Source organism: Ruminococcus sp. RTP21484sp1_RTP21277st1_D2_RTP21277_210401, from assembly GCF_040924225.1.
Lineage (GTDB): Bacteria > Bacillota > Clostridia > Lachnospirales > Lachnospiraceae > Blautia_A > Blautia_A faecis.
On record NZ_JBCOMJ010000053.1, the window covers coordinates 1 to 20299 of the forward strand.

The window sequence follows — 20299 nt, forward strand, 5'->3', positions numbered from 1 at the left end:
ATGCGGTACCGTGCAGAACATTAACCGCGAGGGTGAAACTGCCAGGGTTATGACTCTGGCTGAATTGAAAGAAACACAGGTAGATATGTTTACCACTGTATTTATTGGAAATTCACAGACCAGAAATATTGATGGAAAAATGGTAACACCAAGAGGATATAAAAATGTTTGATGTTGTCGTATTTGCAGGCACCACAGAAGGCTGTGAAATCTGCAGCTTTCTGGCAAAAAATAAAGTAAGTGTGCTTGCATGTGTCGCTACCGATTACGGCAGCAAATCATTAAAAGAGGGCGAATATCTGAAAATCCACGCTGGCCGCCTGAATGGGGCGGAGATGGAAAATCTTCTGAAAGAACTCAGTCCCGGATTGGTGCTGGATGCTACCCATCCGTATGCTGCCGAGGTAACGGAGAATATTTGGACAGCCTGCAAAAATACAGGGCTTTCCTATGAGAGAGTACTTCGTGAAAAGGGCGCATATCAGGATAAAGCTGTATATGTGGAAGACACGGAGGCAGCAGTGAGGTTTCTGGAAGACACTAAGGGGAATATCCTGCTAACTACAGGCAGCAAGGAGCTTGGAAAATTTACAGCTTTATCTGATGCTGGAGAACGCATTTATGCCCGTGTTCTGTCTTTGCCATCTGTGATGGAAACCTGCAAAGGTTACGGCTTTGAGGGCAAGCATCTGATCGGTATGCAGGGACCCTTTTCCATGGAATTAAACGCAGCCATGCTTCGTCAGTATGACTGCAAATATCTTGTGACAAAGGATACAGGAAAAGCAGGTGGTTTCCAGGAGAAAATTGATGCTGCACTTATGTGCGATGTGATTCCTGTTATAATTGGAAGACCGCTGCAGGAAGAGGGTCTTTCTGTGGCAGAATGTAAACATATGCTCGCGGAACACTTTGGACTCACCCTGAAACCTCACGTTACACTTCTGGGAATTGGGATGGGAAGTGAGAAAACCCTTACAATTCAGGGAAAAAGGGCAGTTCAAAGAGCTGATCTGATCATTGGGGCCAGGCGTATGGCAGATTCCATCCGGGAGCCGGGACAGCAGGTGGTGTATGAATACCGCAGTGATGTGATTGGAGCTTATATTAAGAGCCATCCGGAATATGAGAATATTGTGATAGCTTTGTCCGGGGATGTGGGATTCTACAGCGGAGCGAAGAAGCTGCTGGATGTGTTGAATGGAAGGAAACCAGAGGGTGTTTTAGCAGATGGTTTTGAAGGGCAGGAGGACAGTGAAAAAGAGAATGGCTGTGTCTCCATTGAGATTATCTGCGGAATTTCTTCTGTGGTTTATTTTATGTCCCAGATCAGTTTATCCTGGGATGATGCGAAGATCACCAGCGCCCACGGCAAAAATTGCAATTTGGTTTCCATGATCAAGCAGAATCAGAAGGTTTTTTCCATTCTGGGAACAGGAAGTGCAGTTGCGGAACTTGCACAGAAGCTGGTGGAATATGAGATGGGAGATGTGGTTCTCTATGTTGGAGAAAATCTTTCCTATCCAGATGAAAAAATATTCCAGGCGAACGCCAGTGAACTGACTTCCTATGAGGGTCAGGCATTGAGCGTTGTCTGTGCTTACAATGAAAAAGCCAGACCGGCATTTTCCACTCATGGAATTCCAGATGAGAAATTTATCCGTGGAAAAGCACCTATGACAAAAGAAGAGGTGAGATGTGTTTCCCTTTCCAAGCTTCGTCTTCAGGAAGATTCCATCTGCTATGATGTAGGTGCCGGAACAGGTTCTGTTTCTGTGGAAATGGCTCTTCGCGCAGATCAGGGACAGGTTTTCGCTGTTGAGAAAAAGGATGACGCGGTGGCTCTTCTTTACGAAAACAAACAGCGGTTTGCAACGGATAATCTGGAAATTATAAAGGGCGAGGCACCGGAAGCACTAAAAGAACTGCCGGTTCCTACTCATGCGTTTATCGGTGGTTCATCAGGAAATCTGAAAGAAATCGTTGCCCTGCTTTTAGAAAAGAACCGAGATGTGCGGATCGTGATCAACTGCATTACGCTGGAGACTATCAGTGAGGCACTGGAAATATTGAAAGAATACGATTTCGCAGATCAGGAAGCAGTGCAGCTTACAGCCTCCAGATCAAAAGAGATTGGAAGATACCACCTAATGATGGGAGAGAATCCTATTTATATTATCACCTGCCAGAGCCCCCGGGCGCGGATATGACAGGTGTGGTTTTTTTTAGAGTGCAGAAAAAGGCTGTTGGCGCGGAAAGAAGAGGAGGACTATCATGAAAAAAAGAATAACCAGGATCTTGCTTGCAGCAGGAGCCAGCGGAAGCGGAAAAACACTTCTCACCTGTGGTCTGCTGCAGGTACTGGTAAACAGAGGGATAAAGACAGTCTCCTTTAAATGCGGACCGGATTATATTGATCCCATGTTCCATACCCAGGTAATTGGTACAAAATCCCGAAACCTGGACACTTTTTTTACAGGAGAGGATATTACCCGATCTCTTCTTGCAAAAAACAGTGCTGACTGTGAAATTGCAGTGATGGAAGGCGTTATGGGTTTTTATGACGGCGTGGCAGGAATTACAACCAGAGCAAGTGCCTATGATCTGGCCCGGGTAACGGATACGCCTGTGCTTCTGATCGTAAACAGCAAAGGAATGAGTGTTTCACTTGCTGCTTACATAAAAGGATTTATGGAATATAAAAAGGACAGCCATATAAAAGGCGTGATTTTTAATCAGATGTCGCCCATGCTTTATCCCCGAATGAAAAAGCTGATAGAAGAAGAGCTTGGCATTAAGGTGCTGGGCTATGTGCCAAGGGTGGAAGATTGTGTGATCGAGAGCCGACACCTGGGACTGATTTTGCCAGAAGAAATCCCGGAACTGAAGGGACGGCTTTTGAAGCTGGCAGAAGTGCTGGAAAACAGTCTGGAAATAGAAGAGATATTAAAACTGGCCAATGAGGCACCAGTGTTGGAATATCCATTGTTGGAAAAGACAGATGAGAGATCCCTATGTCAGCCAGCTGGAACCAGTGCAATAGCTGAAAAGGTGAAAAGAGAAGTGGATGCATTGACTGAAATGAGTCAGGTGTATACCTGGAAAAGCCCAAAGAAGCTTCGGATCGGTCTTGCGAAAGATGAGGCATTCTGCTTCTTTTATGAGGATAATCTGGATCTTCTTCGTTCCATGGGTGCCGAGTTGGTGGCTTTTTCGCCTGTATATGACGGACATTTACCAGAAAATCTGGACGGACTTCTTCTCTATGGTGGATATCCGGAATTAAATGGAAAAGCATTGGAGGAGAATCTTTCTATGCGGCAGGAAATTGCGGCAGCCATAAAGGATGGAATGCCCTGTCTTGCAGAATGCGGTGGGTTCATGTATCTCCACGAAAGCATGGAGGGAATGGATGGGAAATTCTATGAAATGGCAGGCGTTATTCCGGGTAAGGTATGGCACACACCCAGACTGACCCGGTTTGGCTATATTACTTTGAAGCAGAATCAGGGGATTTCCCATGGAAAACAGGAAACTGCAATTCTTGGGGAGTCAGATCTTGGAGTAAGTCCGGCCCATGAATTTCATTATTTTGATTCGGATAATTGTGGAACTGCATTTCATGCTTTCAAACCGGAAAGCAAACGCGGGTGGGACTGCATGCACGGCTCTGATCATTTGTTAGCTGGCTTTCCTCATTTATATTATTATGCGAATCCGAAAATCCCGCAGGCATTTTTAAAAAAGTGTCTGGAGTATAAGGAGTTACAAAAATGATACGATTATTAACTCTTCCGGCAGGTTTTATTCTTGACCTGCTTATGGGAGATCCAAGATGGCTATATCATCCGGTATGTCTTATAGGAAATCTGATCAGCATACTGGAAAAAGGAATACGAAAGGTGTTTCCGAAAACAGATAAGGGTGAGCGGGCAGGAGGCATTCTGGAAGTTGTCCTTGTCTGTTTTATTACCTTTTTTATTCCTTACGTTGTAATCCATCTGTTTTATAAATGGAATTTCTGGCTGGGCTTTGCACTGGAGACTTTCTGGTGCGGACAGCTGCTTGCAACAAAATCATTGAAAGTGGAAAGTATGAAAGTATATGACCGCCTGAAAAACGGAACCATTGAGGAAGCGCGTTATGCCGTTTCTATGATTGTGGGACGTGATACACAGGCACTTTCAGAAATCGGAGTGACGAAGGCAGCTGTGGAAACGGTTGCGGAAAATTCCTCTGACGGAATTATTGCCCCTATGCTTTATATGGCAATCGGTGGAATTCCTCTGATGTTTTTGTACAAGGGCATCAACACTATGGATTCTATGCTTGGATATAAAAACGATAAATATCTGTATTTTGGAAGATGTGCAGCCAGACTTGACGATGTGGCGAATTATATTCCAGCCAGAATTTCCGGCTGGCTGATGGCATTGTCCACAGTATTTGTTGGAATGGATACCAAAAATGCAGTGAAAATATACAGAAGAGACCGCCGCAATCATGCAAGCCCCAATTCTGCCCAGACAGAAGCGGCTATGGCAGGAGCACTGGATGTTCAGCTGGCAGGAAATGCTTATTATTTTGGTAAGCTATATGAAAAACCGACGATCGGGGATCCGATCCGCCCGGTTGAAATCGAGGATATTCCAAGAGCGAATAAACTGCTTTATGCAACCTGTATTGTGGGAGCAATTTTATTCTTCGGGCTGAGTGTTCTTCTGAAGACTGTGTTATAGCAGATTTTGCTGAAAAAACAGCAACAAATAAAAGATTAAAGTATGTTTTAAAATTGTGATGCACATCTAGAGCGTGCAATTACTTGAATGGAGACAACAATGGAAAAACACATACATGGCGGTGATGTGTATCATCATCAGGGGTGCATTGACTTTTCAGCAAACTGCAATCCTCTTGGTACCCCGGAGGGAATCAAAAAAGCGATCATTGAAAGTCTGGAGCATATAAATGACTACCCCCAGGTAGGTTGCACTCCCTTAAAAAAAGCCATTGCAGAATATGAGAATACGAAGCCGGATCAGGTGATCTGCGGAAACGGCGCTGCAGAGGTGATCTTTTCCCTTTGCCGGGCGGTGAATCCAAGACGGGCTCTGGTGCCGGCTCCGACTTTTGCAGAATACCAACAGGCATTATATAGTGTGGATTGCCAGGTGGAGTTTTTTCCCCTGAATGGGAAAAAGGGGTTTGTGCTGGAGGAAGACTTCTTACAGGCATTGACAAAAGAGATTGACATTATTTTCCTGTGTAATCCCAATAATCCAACCGGGCTTCTGGTGGAAAAACCGTTGCTGGAAAAAATTCTGAAGCGTTGTCAGGAACTTGATATTCTTATGGCTGTGGACGAATGCTTCCTGGATTTCGTTCCATCACCAGAAAAATATACGCTAAAAGAATATCTGGAAACCTATGACAATCTGTTTCTTCTGAAAGCTTTTACAAAGCGCTATGCTATGGCAGGTGTGAGACTTGGCTATGGTCTTTGCGGAAATAAAGGACTTCTGGAAAAAATAGAAGGTGTATGTCAGCCCTGGAATGTCTCTTCCATGGCACAGGCAGCAGGTCTGGCTGCATTACAGGAAACGGAATATGTAGAAAAGGGCAGACAGGTGACATTTGAAGAGCTAGCTTACCTGAAAGAGCAATTGACTGCTCTTGGTTATCCGGTTTACCCATCTCAGGCAAATTATGTGTTTTTTACAGGTCCGCTGGATTTGTATGAGAAGCTGGAGCAGAAGAAGATCCTGATACGCGATTGCAGCAATTATACCGGACTTTCCAAAGGATATTACAGGGTTGCGGTGAAGGAACATGAAGAAAATCAGCAGCTTGTCAGGGCATTGAAAGAAATAGAAAGAAATAGAAAGAAATAGATAGAACCAAAGTTGAAAATGTGATTTTATAAAAGGAGGAACACATTTTGGCAAAAGCAATCATGGTGCAGGGGACAATGTCCAATGCCGGAAAAAGCCTTCTGGCAGCAGGCCTTTGCAGAATTTTTAAACAGGACGGTTACCGTGTGGCACCTTTCAAGTCCCAGAATATGGCGTTGAATTCTTTTATCACAAAAGAAGGTCTGGAAATGGGACGTGCCCAGGTGATGCAGGCAGAAGCAGCCGGAATTGCTCCTTCTGTTCTGATGAATCCTGTTCTTTTAAAGCCTACAAACGATGTAGGCTCCCAGGTGATCGTAAACGGTGAGGTTCTGGGAAACATGAGCGCCAGAGATTATTTCAAATATAAGAAAAAACTGGTGCCGGATATTATGAAGGCTTACAATGCTCTTGCAGCGGAAAATGATATTATTGTTATAGAAGGAGCCGGAAGTCCGGCGGAAATCAACCTGAAAAGTGATGATATCGTAAATATGGGTATGGCGAAAATGGCAAAGGCTCCGGTCCTTCTGGTGGGAGATATTGACCGTGGCGGTGTTTTTGCCCAGCTGATCGGAACTGTCATGCTTCTGGAAGAAGACGAGAAGGAGATGGTAAAAGGCCTGATCATCAATAAATTCCGTGGAGACAAAACCATTCTGGATCCCGGAGTGGAAATGCTGGAGGAGAGAAGCGGCATTCCGGTTGTGGGCGTAGCTCCTTATCTGAATATTCAGGTGGAGGATGAGGACAGCCTGACGGAACGTTTTGAGACAAATCGGACAGTAGACATGATTGACATTGCGGTGATCCGAGTGCCCAGAATTTCTAATTTCACAGATTTTAATCCGCTGGAGAGTATCCAGGGGGTTTCCCTTCGCTATGTAAAAAATCCATCAGAGCTTGGAAATCCGGATATGATCATTCTGCCGGGAACCAAAAATACAATGGAAGATCTTCTGTGGATGAGAGAAAATGGCCTGGAAGCGTTGATCCTGAAGGAGGCTGCGAAAGGAAAGCTGATTTTTGGAATCTGCGGCGGCTATCAGATGATGGGCGAGACTTTAAGCGATCCTCATGGAGTGGAAGCTGGCGGAACGATCAAAGGTATGGGCCTTCTTCCAATGGATACCGTTTTTGCCAGGAAAAAGACCAGAACCAGAGTGGAAGGCTCCTTTAGCCAGCTGACTGGTGCGTTTGCAAAGCTTAGTGATACTGCTCTGGAAGGATATGAGATCCATATGGGTGAGACTGCCCTGAAGGGAGATGCAAAGCCATCTACAAATATTCAGGATAGCGTAACCGGAGAGAGAAAGGCGGATGGTGCTTATCTTGACAATGTGTGCGGAACTTATGTCCATGGTGTTTTCGATAAAGAGGCAGTAGCTGAGGCAGTTGTACAGATCATTGGAGAAAAGAAAGGGCTGGACGTATCCGGAATGACTGGAATGGATTTTCAGGCATTTAAGGAAACCCAGTATGATATTCTGGCAGCAGAGCTCCGGAAACATCTGGATATGAAGAAAATATATGAAATCCTGGAAGAGGGGGTATAAATATGAAGGTAGAACTGGAAAATGTAAAACCAATGGACATAGAGAAAAGAAGCTTTGAGATCATCACAGAGGAGCTTGGTGATACCCCTCTGATCCCGGGAACAGAGCTGGTGGTAAAGAGATGTATTCATACAAGCGCTGATTTTGATTACGCGAAAAATCTTTGCTTTTCCGAAAACGCAGTGGAAAAAGCGATTCAGGCAATTAAAGATGGCGCCTGTATTGTAACCGATACCCAGATGGCAAAAGCAGGAATCAATAAACGTGCCCTTGCAAGGTATGGCGGTGAGGTTTACTGTTTTATGTCAGATGAGGATGTGGCGAAGATTGCGAAAGAAAATGGTTCCACCCGTGCCACAGCCAGCATGGACAAGGCGGCCGGGTTGGATAAAAAACTGATCTTTGCCATTGGAAATGCACCTACAGCACTGGTTCGCCTTTATGAGCTGATCGAGGAGAAAAAGCTGGATCCGGAGTTAATCATCGGTGTGCCTGTGGGGTTTGTGAATGTGGTGCAGTCCAAGGAACTGATCATGCATACAGAGGTACCGTACATTGTAGCCCGCGGGCGTAAGGGTGGATCAAATATCGCAGCGTGCATCTGTAATGCCTTGCTGTATATGATTGACAACAACCGGGGATAAAAAAACGGCGTATACTCTGTCTATGGTAAATGGCAAAGTATACGCTGTCTGTTTAGTCAAAAACTACAGACTTCAGCAGTTCACAGGCCGGGATGAAATCCTGTACTGGCATGGAAGAGCAGGACATAAGTACCGTCACATCTTTTTCACTTTCTTTTAAAATTTGTAAATGCAGGCTTTTTTCAGAAGCCTGTTTTTTTAATTCATCCCCGCTTTTTTCATAAGGCAAAGTAAGAGCCAGACTGGTACCGGCTGCGCCCACCTGAATCTGACAGCCAGTGCCAAATACCTGACGGACTGAGCTGCGAAGCTGTTTTAATTTGGAAGAATAAAGTCGTTTCAGCCTTCTGGTCTGTGCAGCAAGATGACCGTCCCGGATAAATTGACACAGAGCAATCTGTTCTGCCTTGGAAGCAGTCTGGTTGTAAAATCCGGCTTTCTTTTTATAAGCATTGAGAAGCTCAGGAGGCAGGATCATAAAGCTGATACGGATAGAAGGCAGCAGCAATCTGGAAAATGAACCAATGTAAACTACGCCCTGTCCTCCGGAAAGTCCGAAAAGGGAGGGGGTAGGCTTCTGGAAATAGACAAATTCGTTTTCGAAATCATCTTCGATTACCAGATGATGGCGCTCATTTGCATATTTCAAAAGCTCCAGACGGCGCTTTACCGGCATGATTTCGCCCCACTTTGTCATGTGTGCAGGAGAAACATAGACCACATCACAGTCTTTGTCACGGTAACAGATCTCATATCCATAGTCCCCGAAAACTGTGCTTCCGTGAACGAAAGAAGGGGTTGGAAAGGATACCCAGTGAAATTCCGGACATACTTCATGAATAAGAGGACAGAGAATCTGCAGCAGGCTTTGGAAACTGGCGCCTACTACAATATCATCCGGTGAACAAAGAATGTTCCGCCTCTCACGGATGTAATCTGACAAAGTTTCCCGGAAATCCGCTTCCCCCTGGGGTTCGCCGTAGGTCAGCATGCGTTCATTCTGCCGGAGGGCGCTTTTCATGTAACGGCTCCACAGGTCAAAACGAAAGCTTTCTTTATCTACACCTGAAGATGCCAGGTCATAGCGGTAATGAGTTTCTTTATGAGTACCCGGCTGGTTGTTTTTATGCTGGTGGGAGGCAATCTCTGTGACATAATAGCCGCTTTGGGCTTTTGCCATAATGTAGCCGTCTGCGGCAAGCTGAAGATAGGCAGTTTCAATAGTAGTGCGGGAAAGCTTCAGCTCCTGGGAACACTTGCGGAGAGAAGGCATTTTGCTTCCGGGTGTCATTTTTCCATCCAGGATCAGTTTCCGGTAGTATTCGTAAACTTCCATATAAAGATGCGTAGTGCGGGTTTGATTCTTTTCAATGTCTAACATAAAACTGTCCCTTCTAAAAAAGTTGAATTTGGATATTTCTGTACATACACTTAGATGATATTTTATAATATAAACGAAAAATTTACAATAAAAATCAGGAGTGATATATTTGAAAAAAATAGCGGTAATTCAGGATTTGTCAGGGCTTGGAAAATGTTCCCTGACAGCGGCAATTCCGGTGATCTCGGTGATGGGCGTGCAGGCTGTACCGCTGCCAACAGCAGTACTCAGCAACCAGACCGGTTATCCTTCCTATTACTGTGACAATTATACAGAGCACATGGAACAGATCATGGATGAATGGGAGAAACGGGGATTTTCCCCGGATGGAATTTATACAGGATTTCTGGCTGACGAGGAGCAGGCAGATAAGATCCTGGATTTTCTCAGAAGATTCCGGAAAGAGAAGACCGTGGTGCTGGTGGATCCGGTTATGGGAGATAATGGCGGTGCTTATGGGATTTATACAGAAGGTTTGCGGGAACGGATGGTCCAGCTGGTGAGAAGCGCACAGGTGATCACCCCTAATCTGACAGAAGCATTGCTTCTTTTGTATGGGAAAGAAGAGATGGAAAAAAGATACACCGGGCTTTTGGAACTGGATGGGGAGAAACGTCTGGAGCAGATTGAAAAAATCGGCGAGAAGCTGGCAAATGAATATTGTTTACAGGCAGCTGTAATTACGGGAATCGAATATGTGAAAGAGCAGAAAGCAGCACCTGCGCTAATTTCAGATAGGAATGAGAAGAACTCTATGCAGATGGGAAATCTGGTGGTGGAAAATGGTCAGGTCTACTGGTGTTTTGCCCCAAAGACCGGGGGCAGCTATTCGGGAACCGGTGATCTGTTTGCCTCTGTACTCAGTGCAGGGTTAGTGAAGAGAATGTCTATGATGACTTGTGTAGAGCTGGCAGTAAAATTCCTTTCCAAAGCAATCGCGGAAACTGTACAGGAGGGCACGGACCGAAATGACGGAGTCTGCTTCGAGAAATATCTTGAGGAATTGTGTAAAATAGAAAAATGAAACAGCTGCTGTGAATGGCGAGAGGCGTAACACGAATTATGGAGGAGTGAGTGAATAATGGCTGATATTGTTTATTGTTATAATCATGAAGTGTATTTTAATTTAACTAATAAATGTCCCTGCAACTGTACCTTCTGCATCCGAAACAACGGTGATTCTGTAGGCAGTGCGAAAACATTATGGTTTGAGAAAGAACCTACAATGGAAGAAATCTACAAGGCCATTGATGCGTTTGATTTTTCCGGTTACAAGGAAGCTGTTTTCTGCGGGTACGGGGAGCCGACTATGGCATTAGATAAGCTGATCGCAGTCAGCAAATATGTAAGAAGTAAATATCCTGCACATTCAGACCGAGATGGCAAGCTCTGTCCGGGAATCAGGTTACGTCTGAATACAAATGGACTTGGTGACTTGATCAATAAGCGTTCTATAGCCAGGGAAGTCTGTCAGGCTGTAGACATTGTTTCTATCAGTCTGAACATGCCAGACGCAAAGTCCTACAATGAAGTAGTGCGTCCGGCCTATGGAGAAAAAGCATTTGATGCCATGTTGAAATTTGCAGAAGATTGCAAACAGTATACAGAAAATGTAAAATTTACGGTCGTAGACTGCATTGGCGAGGAAAATGTTGAGAAAAGCCGCAAGGTGGCAGAGAAGCTAGGTATTCCCTTGAGAGTGCGTGAATATACAGCAGAATAAAAGCGGAAGAATATAAGCAGATATGTTTAAATAAAAAAGACACCTTAACAGATCGTTTATAAAACCTAACAATTTTTATTAGATTTTATATGTATAAAAATCTGAAGTGGTGTCTTTCATTTTGCGGACAACGAGCTAGAGCGTGTTTATATGAGAACTTAGAGCTTTTGAGAACAGGCTGCAGCCTTGTTACGCATTTATAAGCTTCAGCAAAATCTCCCGGAACTGTGGCACACAAGCCAGTATATCTGAGTTAGCCAGATAAGGCAGCTCCTTATTTCCCCAGTCTGTGATGACGCCGCCTGCTTCCCTTAAAATAATAGAAGCCCCACTGTAGTCCCAAGGCTTCAGATTCTGCTCCAGATAAGCATGCTGTCTTCCGCATGCCACATAGCAGATATCAAGAGCAGCAGAACCAGTACGTCTGAAGTCAGCACAGTTCATAAAGATATTATAAAATATCGGGAACAATTCCTTTGCCCTGTTTTTCTCATAAGGAGAAGAACCGAAGGATACTACCGCGTCCTTGAATTCCGGCTGATTAGAAACCTGGATAGGAGCTCTATTCAGGTAAGCACCTTCCCCTTTTGCCCCATAGAACAGTTCTTCGGTAAATGGATTATAAACTACACCGAAAGTAATTTCCCCATTTTCATAAAGCCCAAGAGAAACTGCACTTAAGTGATAATCCCGGATCAGATTGGTAGTCCCGTCAATGGGATCCAGAATCCAGTATGATTTATCCGGATCCAGCCCAAGGTTCTCTTTCTCTTCGGCAATCAGTGCGATATCCGGAAATTCATTTCCAAGCGCCTCTTTCAGATACTTCTGCACAGCTACATCTACGTTTGTGACGTAATCTGCAGCTCCTTTTTCTGTAACCTTTTCATGTGTCATTTCCTGAAAGATCAGTGGCTTTGTCTGTCTTACAAGTTCTATGATCTTAGACTGATTTTCTTTATTCATATAAAAGTAACACCTCCAAGGTAAAATTTACCATAAATAAAAAGGAAGGACAAGACGCTAAAGCTATTAAAAATTGAGTTGAAAAAATTTATTTTTACCTTATAATTACAGTGTAAAAATAAAACTATGGAGGTAAGAGAATGGGTAATCTCACCAAGAAAGCAATTCTTGTGGTAAGCTTTGGAACCAGCCATGAGGATACCAGAAAAGTGACTATTGACGCAATTGAAGAGACAATTGGAGCCGCTTTTCCCCAGTACAGGATTTATCGTGCCTGGACAAGCAAGATGATCCTGGCGAAGATTGAAAAACGGGATCACATTCATTATGATAACGTGAAAGAAGCTATGGAGCGCATGGCACAGGACGGAATCGAAGAGGTGATCGTTCAGCCAACTCACGTAATGAATGGAGTGGAGAACGATCTTATGAAAGCAGACGTTCTTGCAGCTGCTAATCACTTCCAGTCTGTGAAATTCGGCAATCCGCTGCTTACCACAGAAGAAGACAATGCATATGTGGTAAAAACAATTACAGATGTATTTCCTGTAATTCAGGATAAGAAGACTGCACTTGTGCTTATGGGTCATGGAACAGAGCATTATGCAAATACGGTTTATGCCGCTCTTGATTACAGATTCAAAGATATGGGATATGAAAATGTGATCGTGGCAACCGTAGAGGGTTATCCGGAAATTGACCAGGCTTTGAACCAGCTGGAGAAAAGCGATGCCAAGAAAGTTGTGATCGCACCATTTATGATCGTGGCAGGTGACCATGCCAAGAATGATATGGCAGGGGAGGAAGCGGATTCCTGGAAAAATGTGATCGGAGCGAAAGGCTATAAAGTAGAAACTGTTTTGAAGGGTCTTGGCGAATACGAAAGCATTCGGAGGCTGTTTGTAGAGCATATAAAAACTGCCAGATAATTGACCAAAAAATTTGCAAATTGGTAATAATATTGTTGTTTTTAAAGAAGAGATATGCTAGACTGTTGAAGTAATTGAATACCAGTTAAGTGAACGGCGATTTCGCTGTGAGAGGGAATCAGGTGCAACGCCTGAACGGTTGCGGCCACTGTATACAGGAAGGCTGGCTTATGAAAACCATTGCGTATATGCGTGAGAAGGGAAGCCATGCTGTTACTACCTGCGAGTCAGGAAACCTGCTTGACGAAGGTAAGAAGAGGAGCTTCCGTAAAAAGTGCCTTTTAAGTCACGGGTAGCAGTGACGCTTTTTGAAGCCCCATCTTTTCGGTTACGAAAACAAACGAAAAGAGAGGAAAAGAAATGAAAAACAAAGTTTTAACTACAAGAATCATGGCTATGATGATGGTTGCTGCTATGACCATGTCCGCAGCGCCTGCAGTATATGCAGCAGAGCGTGCAGACTCTGAGACCATCAAAGAGGATAACCAGCCGACTGAAGAGACTGCAGATGCTTCCGAGGAAGAGGATGCTTCTGAGGGTGAGACCAGAACCGAGTATCCTTTAACCATCACTACCTATGATTACGATGGAAACGAGATCGAAACCATCTATGAAAAAGCACCGGAAAAGGTTATCGCAGTATATCAGGGCAGCATTGAGACAATGCTGGCACTTGGACTTGAGGACCGCCTTGTTGCAACTGCAGGTCTTGACAACGAAGTTCCGGATGATCTGAAAGAAGCATTTTCTAAAACAAATTATCTTGATGAATTTACCCCATCCCTTGAAACTGTCACTATGCTGGAGCCAGATATGATCCTTTCCTGGAGTTCCCTGTTTTCTGATAAGAACCTTGGAAATGTAACCAACTGGATCGATAAAGGCTGCAACACTTATTATAACTCTAATACCCGTCCAGGCGGTGAGAGAACACTGGAAAATGAATATACAGATATTCTGAACCTTGGTAAGATTTTTGACGTACAGGATAAGGCAGAAGCAATTGTTGACGATATCAAAGCTGTAATTGACAACACACTTGAGGCAACAAAAGATGTAGAAGAGAAACCTACAGTAATGGTTCTTGAGCCACTTGGTGAGGACATTACAAACTATGGCGCAAGCAGTCTCGGAGGAGATATGGTAACCAAGTTAGGTGCAACTCTTGCAAATCCAGATGCTTCTACCGTTGGAAAAGAGGACATTATTGCAGCAAACCCGGATGTGATCTTTGTGGTATACATGCCATATGCAGGTGACGATCCACAGAGTGTTCTGGAAAGCCAGATGGCCGTGATCCAGGATGATGAAGCCCTCCAGAGCCTTGACGCAGTAAAGAATGGCCGTGTATATCCAATTATGCTCAGCGAAATGTACGCAAGTGCAACCCGTACCCAGGACGGAGTGGAAACATTTGCTAAGGGATTATATCCAGATGTTGCAATTGATTAATTGGATTGTGGAATGGATATATTGAGGAAAAAACAGTGAAAAAAGAGAAAATTTTTCGTTCATCTATCTATGCAACAGCTCTTGTGGGACTTGCCGCATTTCTGTTTTTTTCCATTCTGGCAGCTGTTACATTTGGAAATGCAGATCTGTCATTGAAAGATGTATACAGCGTGATTCTGTACAAAATATTCCACATAAAAAGTATGGCCTCCTACTCTGAGGGGGCCATTCATGATGTTGTATGGCTGATCCGGCTTCCAAGGGTTCTTCTAGCACTGGCGGTAGGTATGGCTCTTTCTGTGTGTGGCGTGGTCATGCAGGCAATTGTGCAGAATCCTTTGGCAGATCCTTATGTACTTGGAATTTCTTCTGGTGCTTCTTTCGGGGCAACTCTGGCGATCATGCTTGGAATCGGCAGCTTCCTTGGAGGAAACTCCGTAGGGCTTTGCGCATTTATAGGAGCCATGCTCACATCCTTTGCGGTTATTGCAATTGCCAATATGGGAGGCAAAGCAACATCGGCGAAGCTGATTCTTGCAGGAATGGCAATCAGCGCAGTCTGTTCTGCTTTTTCCAATTTTGTGATCTACATAACAAATGACAAAAATGGTGCCACAGAGGTTATGAAATGGACCATGGGAAGTCTTGCCGGGGCCAACTGGTCAAGGGTAAGTGTGATGCTTCCTGTGACGCTGGTGTGTGTAGTGCTTTTCTGGACGCAGTACAGGAATTTGAATCTGATGCTGTTGGGCGATGAAGTATCTATTACCCTGGGAACAGATCTGCACAGATTTCGGACTGCATATCTGATTCTTTCTTCTGTGATGGTAGGATTTGCCGTGTATTGTGCCGGAGTGATCGGTTTTGTAGGTCTGGTGATTCCTCATGTGGTAAGAATCTTGTTTGGAACAGATCACTGCCGCCTGATTCCCCTTAGTGCTCTGCTTGGAAGTTCCTTTCTGATCTGGTGTGATGTGGCGTGCCGTGTGATCCTGAAAAACTCAGAAATGCCTATCGGTGTTCTGGTTTCCATTATTGGAGCGCCTTGTTTTATCTATTTACTGGTTCGCAAATCTTATGGTTTCGGAGGGAAAAAGGGATGAAAATAACCACAGAAAATATCCGGGTAAATTTTCAGGCAAAAGAAATCCTTAAGGGAATTTCCATTGAAACCAGAGATAAGGAATTGGTGGGAATCATTGGACCTAACGGAAGTGGAAAGTCCACTTTGCTGAAATGTATTTACCGTGTATTAAAGGCAGATTCCGGAGCTGTATATCTTGATGGGGAAGAACTTTATGCTATGAATGCAAAAAGCTCCGCAAAGAAAATGGCGGTGGTAGCCCAGCACAATTACTATAATTTTGATTTCAGCGCAAGAGAAGTAGTTTTGATGGGGCGTGCGCCTCATAAAAAAACTCTGGAAAGAGACAATGCAGATGACTACCGGATCGTAGAGGAAGCGCTGAAAACCGTTCAGATGGACAAATTTGCAGACCGCAGCTTTTCCACTTTATCAGGAGGCGAGCAGCAACGCGTGATTCTTGCAAGAGCTCTTGCACAGCAGACGCCTGCCCTGATCCTGGATGAGCCTACCAATCATCTTGATATCACTCATCAGATCATGCTGATGAAGCTGGTAAAGAATCTGGATGTTACCGTGATCTCTGCAATTCATGATCTGAACATTGCAGCTGCATACTGCGACCGGATTTATGTTTTAAAAGACGGTGTTCTGGAGGGGGAGGGTACTCCTGGGGAAGTTTTGACACCGGAGCTGATCCGACGGATTTATAAGGTGGAATCAGAAGTTGTCTATGACAGTCAGGGGAAAATGCATATTTTGTTCTTATAAAATAAACAGGCACAAGAGTTAAAAGGTGAGAAAAATGACAAAGATCGGAACTTTGACCTGTCTTCATTCCAACGATGTCTGTGCCAGGGTGGGATGTCTGAAGGCTTTTATGGAACGGGAGGCCTTTTTTAAGGAATATTCCCAGGATACCTGTTTGGCAGCAATGATGACATGCAATGGATGTAAAAGTATGAATCCTGCAGAACCAGATGATGACAAAGGAATTCTGGAAAAAATTGACAGGCTGGTCAGTGAAGACATAAAAGTTATGCATGTTGGTGTATGTTGTCTGATCGACGGCAAAAAAGAGTGCCCAAGAATAACCCGTATCTGTGAAATGCTGGAAGACAGAGGCATTCAGGTGGTTAGAGGCACTCATAGGGAATGAAAAGATAAGAAGAATATAAGAAAACTTCCAGACGGATAAGTAGCCCATAATCGAACCGCCTGGAAGTTTTTCATTGTTGTTTTATTGACAATCTCCCTGCAAATTAGTAAAATTAGCGGTGGCGGAAAAAAGATAGAAACACAAAACGCCAAAGCAAAATGTTTTTAAGGAGAATTACATAAGATGAGTATTTCCATGATTGGAATCGACCATAGTATGGCTCCCATAGATATAAGAGCCTTATTTGCATTTACCAGAAAAAATGCAGGAGAGGCAATGGAGAAAATAAAAGAGCAGCCTGGAATCAACGGCTGCATTATCCTGTCCACATGCAACCGCCTGGAAGTCTGGGCAAGCGTTGATGAGGAAACTGAGATTTCTTTATATGAAGAGCTTTGCAGATTAAAAAAAATACAGAACAGAGAATACGAGAAGTATTTTATAAAACGGGAAGGTCATGACGCTGTAGAACATCTGTTTTATCTTGCATCAGGGCTGAAATCCCAGATTTTGGGTGAAGACCAGATCCTGACGCAGGTAAAGGACGCCCTTGGAATTGCCAGAGAACATTTTACCACAGACGGAGCTCTTGAGGTACTTTTTCGAATGGCCGTGACAGCAGGCAAGAAGATCAAAACAGAAGTCCCATTTTCCCATGGAAATCCATCTGTGATCCATCAGGCTATACAAATGCTGGAAAAACAAGGCTATTCAGTAAAAGAAAAGGTCTGTATGGTGATCGGAAACGGTGAGATGGGAAAGGTGGCAGCTCAGACCCTAATGGAGAGCGGAGCAGATGTAACAGTAACAGTCCGCCAGTACCGAAGTGGTATGGTAAGCATTCCTTTTGGCTGTAAAAGAATTAATTATGGAGAACGAATGGAATATCTGCCAAAATGCGATCTTGTGGTAAGCGCCACGGCAAGTCCAAACTTCACTTTGCGCGAAGAGCTGTTTGAGGATCTGGAACTGGAGAAAACCATTGTACTTATTGACCTGGCGGTTCCAAGAGATATTGAACCGGAGGTGGGCAGGTTTGAAGGTGTGACTTTATATGATATGGACAGCTTCAAAACGGATGAGAAGCCTGCCGAGCTTCAGGAACATCTGGAGGCAGCTGGAAAAATCGTCCGTGAGCAGATGGATGAATTTTTTAAATGGCTGGAAGGGAAAAATCTGATCCCGCGTATACAGGAAATTAAAGAAAATGCAGTAAATGATTTTAATTTAAGAATTATGAAGCCTCTGAAAAACACTCATATGGAAGAGCAGGAAAAAGAGCAGCTGTTGAGTGCAGTGGACCGTGCAATGGAAAAGGTTGTAAACAAAATGTTGTTTGGACTCAGGGACAGCATGAATGAACAGGCATTTCTGGAATGTGTAGCAGGACTGGAGAAAACATATGAAAAATAAGCGTTATTTTCCACTGTATGTGGATTTATCGGATAAGAATATTGTGGTAGTGGGTGGGGGAACCATTGCTACAAGAAGAGTGAAAGCATTATTATTATTTACCAGGAATATTACAGTAATCGCACCGAAGATGACAGCAGATCTCTGGGAACTGGGCAAGCTGGGAAAAATTCAGATCCAGCCCCGCCCTGTGAAAAAATCAGATTTCTCTATGGCTTATATGGTGCTGGCTGTTACGAATAACAGTGAGTTAAATGAGGAAATTTACCGTATCTGTAAAGAAGAGGGAATTTATGTAAATGTTGCAAGTGATAAGAATTTGTGCGATTTTTACTTTCCCGGAATTTGTCTGAAGGATGATATTGTAGTGGGAATCACGGCCAGCGGTGTCAATCACAAAAAGGCTAAGGCAGTAAGAGAAAAAATGCAGGCACTTCTGGAAGAACTGGAAAAAGATGAGGATAGTTATGAATAAAAAAGTTGTGATCGGAAGCAGGGAAAGCAAGCTTGCCGTACTGCAAAGCCAGATGGTGAGGGACTATATTGTCTGCAAGCACCCGGAAACAGATGTGGAAATTCTTACCATGAAGACCACAGGTGACAAAATTCTGGACCGTACGCTTGATAAAATCGGAGGAAAAGGTCTGTTTGTAAAAGAACTGGACCGGGCGCTTCTGGAAGGAAGAAGCCAGTTGTCGGTTCATAGTCTGAAAGATATGCCAATGGAAATCTCAGAGGAACTTCCCATACTTGCTTTTTCCAGACGTGAAGATGCAAGGGATGTACTGGTTCTTCCAGAAGGCTGCTATACTTTGGATCCATCCAAACCCATCGGATGTTCCAGTCTTCGAAGAAAACTGCAGCTGAAAGAAATTTATCCGGATATGAATGTGAAAAGCATTCGTGGAAATCTTCAGACAAGACTGGAGAAGCTGGATAACGGAGATTATGCTGGGTTAGTTCTTGCAGCCGCAGGGTTGAAGCGTCTGGGACTTGAAAAAAGAATCAGCCGGTATTTTGATACAGAAGAAATGGTTCCGGCAGCAGGTCAGGGAATCCTGGCTGTCCAGGGAAGAAAAGGGCTGGATTATGAATATCTGGAAGGATATGACGATCTGCAGGCACACCAGGCGGCAGCAGCGGAGCGTGCCTTTGTGAAATATTTAAACGGAGGCTGTACTTCTCCTGTGGCAGCCTATGGAGAAATCAAAGATGGTCAGTTGAAACTTACCGGCCTTTATTACGAGGAAGAAACCGGACATTACCTGAAAGGATATAAAACAGGAAATCCTTCAGATGCAGAAGAACTGGGAACTTCTCTTGCAAAAGAACTGCAGGAGCGCTGCAAAGTGGAATACAAAGAGTCTGGCTTGCAGGAAGACAACAAAAAAGAACCGGGAAAAGTCTGGCTAGTGGGAGCCGGTCCTGGAGATGTGGGACTTTTTACAATGAAAGGTGCCCAGGTGCTGGAACAGGCAGATGTGGTTGTTTATGACAGCCTGGTAGGACAGGGAATCCTGACCAGAATTCCTGCTTCTGCAAAATTGATCAACGTGGGAAAACGTGCCGGCCACCATACCATGTCCCAGGAGAAGATCAATCAGGTTCTTGCTGAAGAGGCAAAAAAGGGCAACAAGGTAGTACGCCTGAAAGGCGGCGATCCTTTTCTCTTTGGACGAGGAGGAGAGGAGCTGGAGCTTCTTACAAAGGAGGGCATTCCTTATGAAATAGTTCCTGGTGTGACATCCCCGATTTCCGTACCTGCATACAATGGGATTCCTGTGACACATCGGGATTTCTGTTCCTCTGTCCATGTTATCACCGGACATAAACGCAAGGGTATGGAGTACGACATTGATTTTGGGGCACTGGTGCATACAAAGGGAACTCTTGTTTTTCTTATGGGAATCACTGCCATGGAGGATATCTGCAATGGTCTTATGAAAGCTGGTATGGAACCGGATATGCCTGCCGCTGTTTTGTCCAAAGGAACCACAGCAGGTCAGAAACGAGTGGTGGCTACTGTTGGTACCCTGAAAGCCGCGGCTGACCAGGCGAAGATCCAGACACCGGCCATTATTGTGGTAGGAAAGGTCTGCAC

General features: G+C 44.3%; 18 protein-coding genes, 2 pseudogenes and 1 riboswitch. Of the genes and pseudogenes, 18 read left to right on the plus strand and 2 right to left on the minus strand.

The genetic code is table 11. The features are described 5' to 3' along the window. From AB5706_RS22405 to AB5706_RS22435, 7 genes and pseudogenes are all read left to right on the plus strand, one after another. A pseudogene (locus AB5706_RS22405) lies at positions 1 to 172 on the plus strand (precorrin-3B C(17)-methyltransferase); the annotation flags it as partial. Continuing rightward, positions 165 to 2210, plus strand: a complete 2046-nt coding sequence (gene cobK / locus AB5706_RS22410; RefSeq protein ID WP_173771992.1) for a precorrin-6A reductase — start codon at positions 165 to 167, stop codon at positions 2208 to 2210. The pseudogene AB5706_RS22405 and the gene cobK, both read left to right, overlap by 8 nt. Before the next feature lie 64 nt (positions 2211 to 2274). Beyond that, positions 2275 to 3777: a cobyrinate a,c-diamide synthase gene (locus tag AB5706_RS22415; protein WP_173771994.1), complete on the plus strand. Its 1503-nt coding sequence runs from the start codon at positions 2275 to 2277 to the stop codon at positions 3775 to 3777. Then, positions 3774 to 4739, plus strand: coding sequence for an adenosylcobinamide-phosphate synthase CbiB (gene cbiB / locus AB5706_RS22420; protein ID WP_173769675.1), 966 nt, complete (start codon positions 3774 to 3776; stop codon positions 4737 to 4739). The genes AB5706_RS22415 and cbiB overlap by 4 nt, the downstream gene beginning before the upstream one ends. Positions 4740 to 4838: 99 nt before the next feature. Then, entirely contained in the window at positions 4839 to 5891 is a 1053-nt protein-coding gene (locus tag AB5706_RS22425) for a pyridoxal phosphate-dependent aminotransferase (RefSeq protein WP_173769676.1), read from the plus strand. Between the two features lie 47 nt (positions 5892 to 5938). Continuing rightward, positions 5939 to 7447: a cobyric acid synthase gene (locus tag AB5706_RS22430; RefSeq protein ID WP_173771996.1), complete on the plus strand. Its 1509-nt coding sequence runs from the start codon at positions 5939 to 5941 to the stop codon at positions 7445 to 7447. 2 nt (positions 7448 to 7449) lie between these two features. Next, positions 7450 to 8091, plus strand: a complete 642-nt coding sequence (locus AB5706_RS22435) for a precorrin-8X methylmutase (protein ID WP_173771998.1) — start codon at positions 7450 to 7452, stop codon at positions 8089 to 8091. Between the two features lie 52 nt (positions 8092 to 8143). Here AB5706_RS22435 and pdxR read toward each other — a convergent pair whose 3' ends face one another. Then, the gene (gene pdxR, locus AB5706_RS22440; RefSeq protein ID WP_173772000.1) at positions 8144 to 9472 is read right to left on the minus strand and encodes a MocR-like pyridoxine biosynthesis transcription factor PdxR; all 1329 of its coding nucleotides are present in this window, start codon (positions 9470 to 9472) and stop codon (positions 8144 to 8146) included. 109 nt (positions 9473 to 9581) lie between these two features. On the opposite strand from pdxR, the gene AB5706_RS22445 reads away from it, so the two are divergent. Together AB5706_RS22445 and AB5706_RS22450 are read left to right on the plus strand one after the other, a co-directional pair. Next, positions 9582 to 10496 carry a pyridoxamine kinase gene (locus tag AB5706_RS22445; RefSeq protein ID WP_173772003.1) on the plus strand — a complete coding sequence of 305 codons (915 nt, stop codon included), beginning with the start codon at positions 9582 to 9584 and terminating at the stop codon, positions 10494 to 10496. 57 nt (positions 10497 to 10553) lie between these two features. Continuing rightward, positions 10554 to 11195, plus strand: a complete 642-nt coding sequence (locus AB5706_RS22450; RefSeq protein WP_173772005.1) for a TIGR04100 family radical SAM protein — start codon at positions 10554 to 10556, stop codon at positions 11193 to 11195. Positions 11196 to 11384: 189 nt separating this feature from the next. Here AB5706_RS22450 and AB5706_RS22455 read toward each other — a convergent pair whose 3' ends face one another. After that, positions 11385 to 12161 (minus strand): inositol monophosphatase family protein, encoded by a 777-nt coding sequence (locus AB5706_RS22455; RefSeq protein ID WP_173772419.1) that lies wholly within the window; start codon positions 12159 to 12161, stop codon positions 11385 to 11387. 140 nt (positions 12162 to 12301) lie between these two features. Between AB5706_RS22455 and AB5706_RS22460 the strand changes: the two genes are divergently transcribed. From AB5706_RS22460 to cobA, 9 genes and pseudogenes are all read left to right on the plus strand, one after another. After that, a complete protein-coding gene (locus tag AB5706_RS22460; RefSeq protein WP_173769683.1) occupies positions 12302 to 13090 on the plus strand; it encodes a sirohydrochlorin cobaltochelatase in 789 nt (262 codons plus the stop codon). A 70-nt stretch (positions 13091 to 13160) separates the two neighbouring features. Beyond that, positions 13161 to 13348, plus strand: a riboswitch (cobalamin riboswitch). Positions 13349 to 13450: 102 nt separating this feature from the next. Continuing rightward, positions 13451 to 14542 (plus strand): ABC transporter substrate-binding protein, encoded by a 1092-nt coding sequence (locus tag AB5706_RS22465; protein WP_233456053.1) that lies wholly within the window; start codon positions 13451 to 13453, stop codon positions 14540 to 14542. Positions 14543 to 14577: 35 nt separating this feature from the next. Continuing rightward, the gene (locus AB5706_RS22470; RefSeq protein ID WP_237963630.1) at positions 14578 to 15645 is read left to right on the plus strand and encodes a FecCD family ABC transporter permease; all 1068 of its coding nucleotides are present in this window, start codon (positions 14578 to 14580) and stop codon (positions 15643 to 15645) included. Next, positions 15642 to 16397 (plus strand): ABC transporter ATP-binding protein, encoded by a 756-nt coding sequence (locus AB5706_RS22475; protein ID WP_173769684.1) that lies wholly within the window; start codon positions 15642 to 15644, stop codon positions 16395 to 16397. The genes AB5706_RS22470 and AB5706_RS22475 overlap by 4 nt, the downstream gene beginning before the upstream one ends. A 34-nt stretch (positions 16398 to 16431) precedes the next feature. Continuing rightward, the gene (locus AB5706_RS22480; RefSeq protein ID WP_173769685.1) at positions 16432 to 16785 is read left to right on the plus strand and encodes a CGGC domain-containing protein; all 354 of its coding nucleotides are present in this window, start codon (positions 16432 to 16434) and stop codon (positions 16783 to 16785) included. 183 nt (positions 16786 to 16968) lie between these two features. Beyond that, entirely contained in the window at positions 16969 to 18198 is a 1230-nt protein-coding gene (hemA, locus tag AB5706_RS22485) for a glutamyl-tRNA reductase (RefSeq protein WP_173772422.1), read from the plus strand. Further along, positions 18188 to 18673, plus strand: coding sequence for a precorrin-2 dehydrogenase/sirohydrochlorin ferrochelatase family protein (locus AB5706_RS22490; protein ID WP_148462846.1), 486 nt, complete (start codon positions 18188 to 18190; stop codon positions 18671 to 18673). Before hemA ends, AB5706_RS22490 begins: the two co-directional genes overlap by 11 nt. Continuing rightward, positions 18666 to 19541: pseudogene (hemC, locus tag AB5706_RS22495) on the plus strand (hydroxymethylbilane synthase); the annotation flags it as partial. The gene AB5706_RS22490 and the pseudogene hemC, both read left to right, overlap by 8 nt. Before the next feature lie 105 nt (positions 19542 to 19646). Further along, positions 19647 to 20299: uroporphyrinogen-III C-methyltransferase (gene cobA / locus AB5706_RS22500; protein ID WP_368366331.1), on the plus strand; the 653-nt coding region annotated here is incomplete at its 3' end.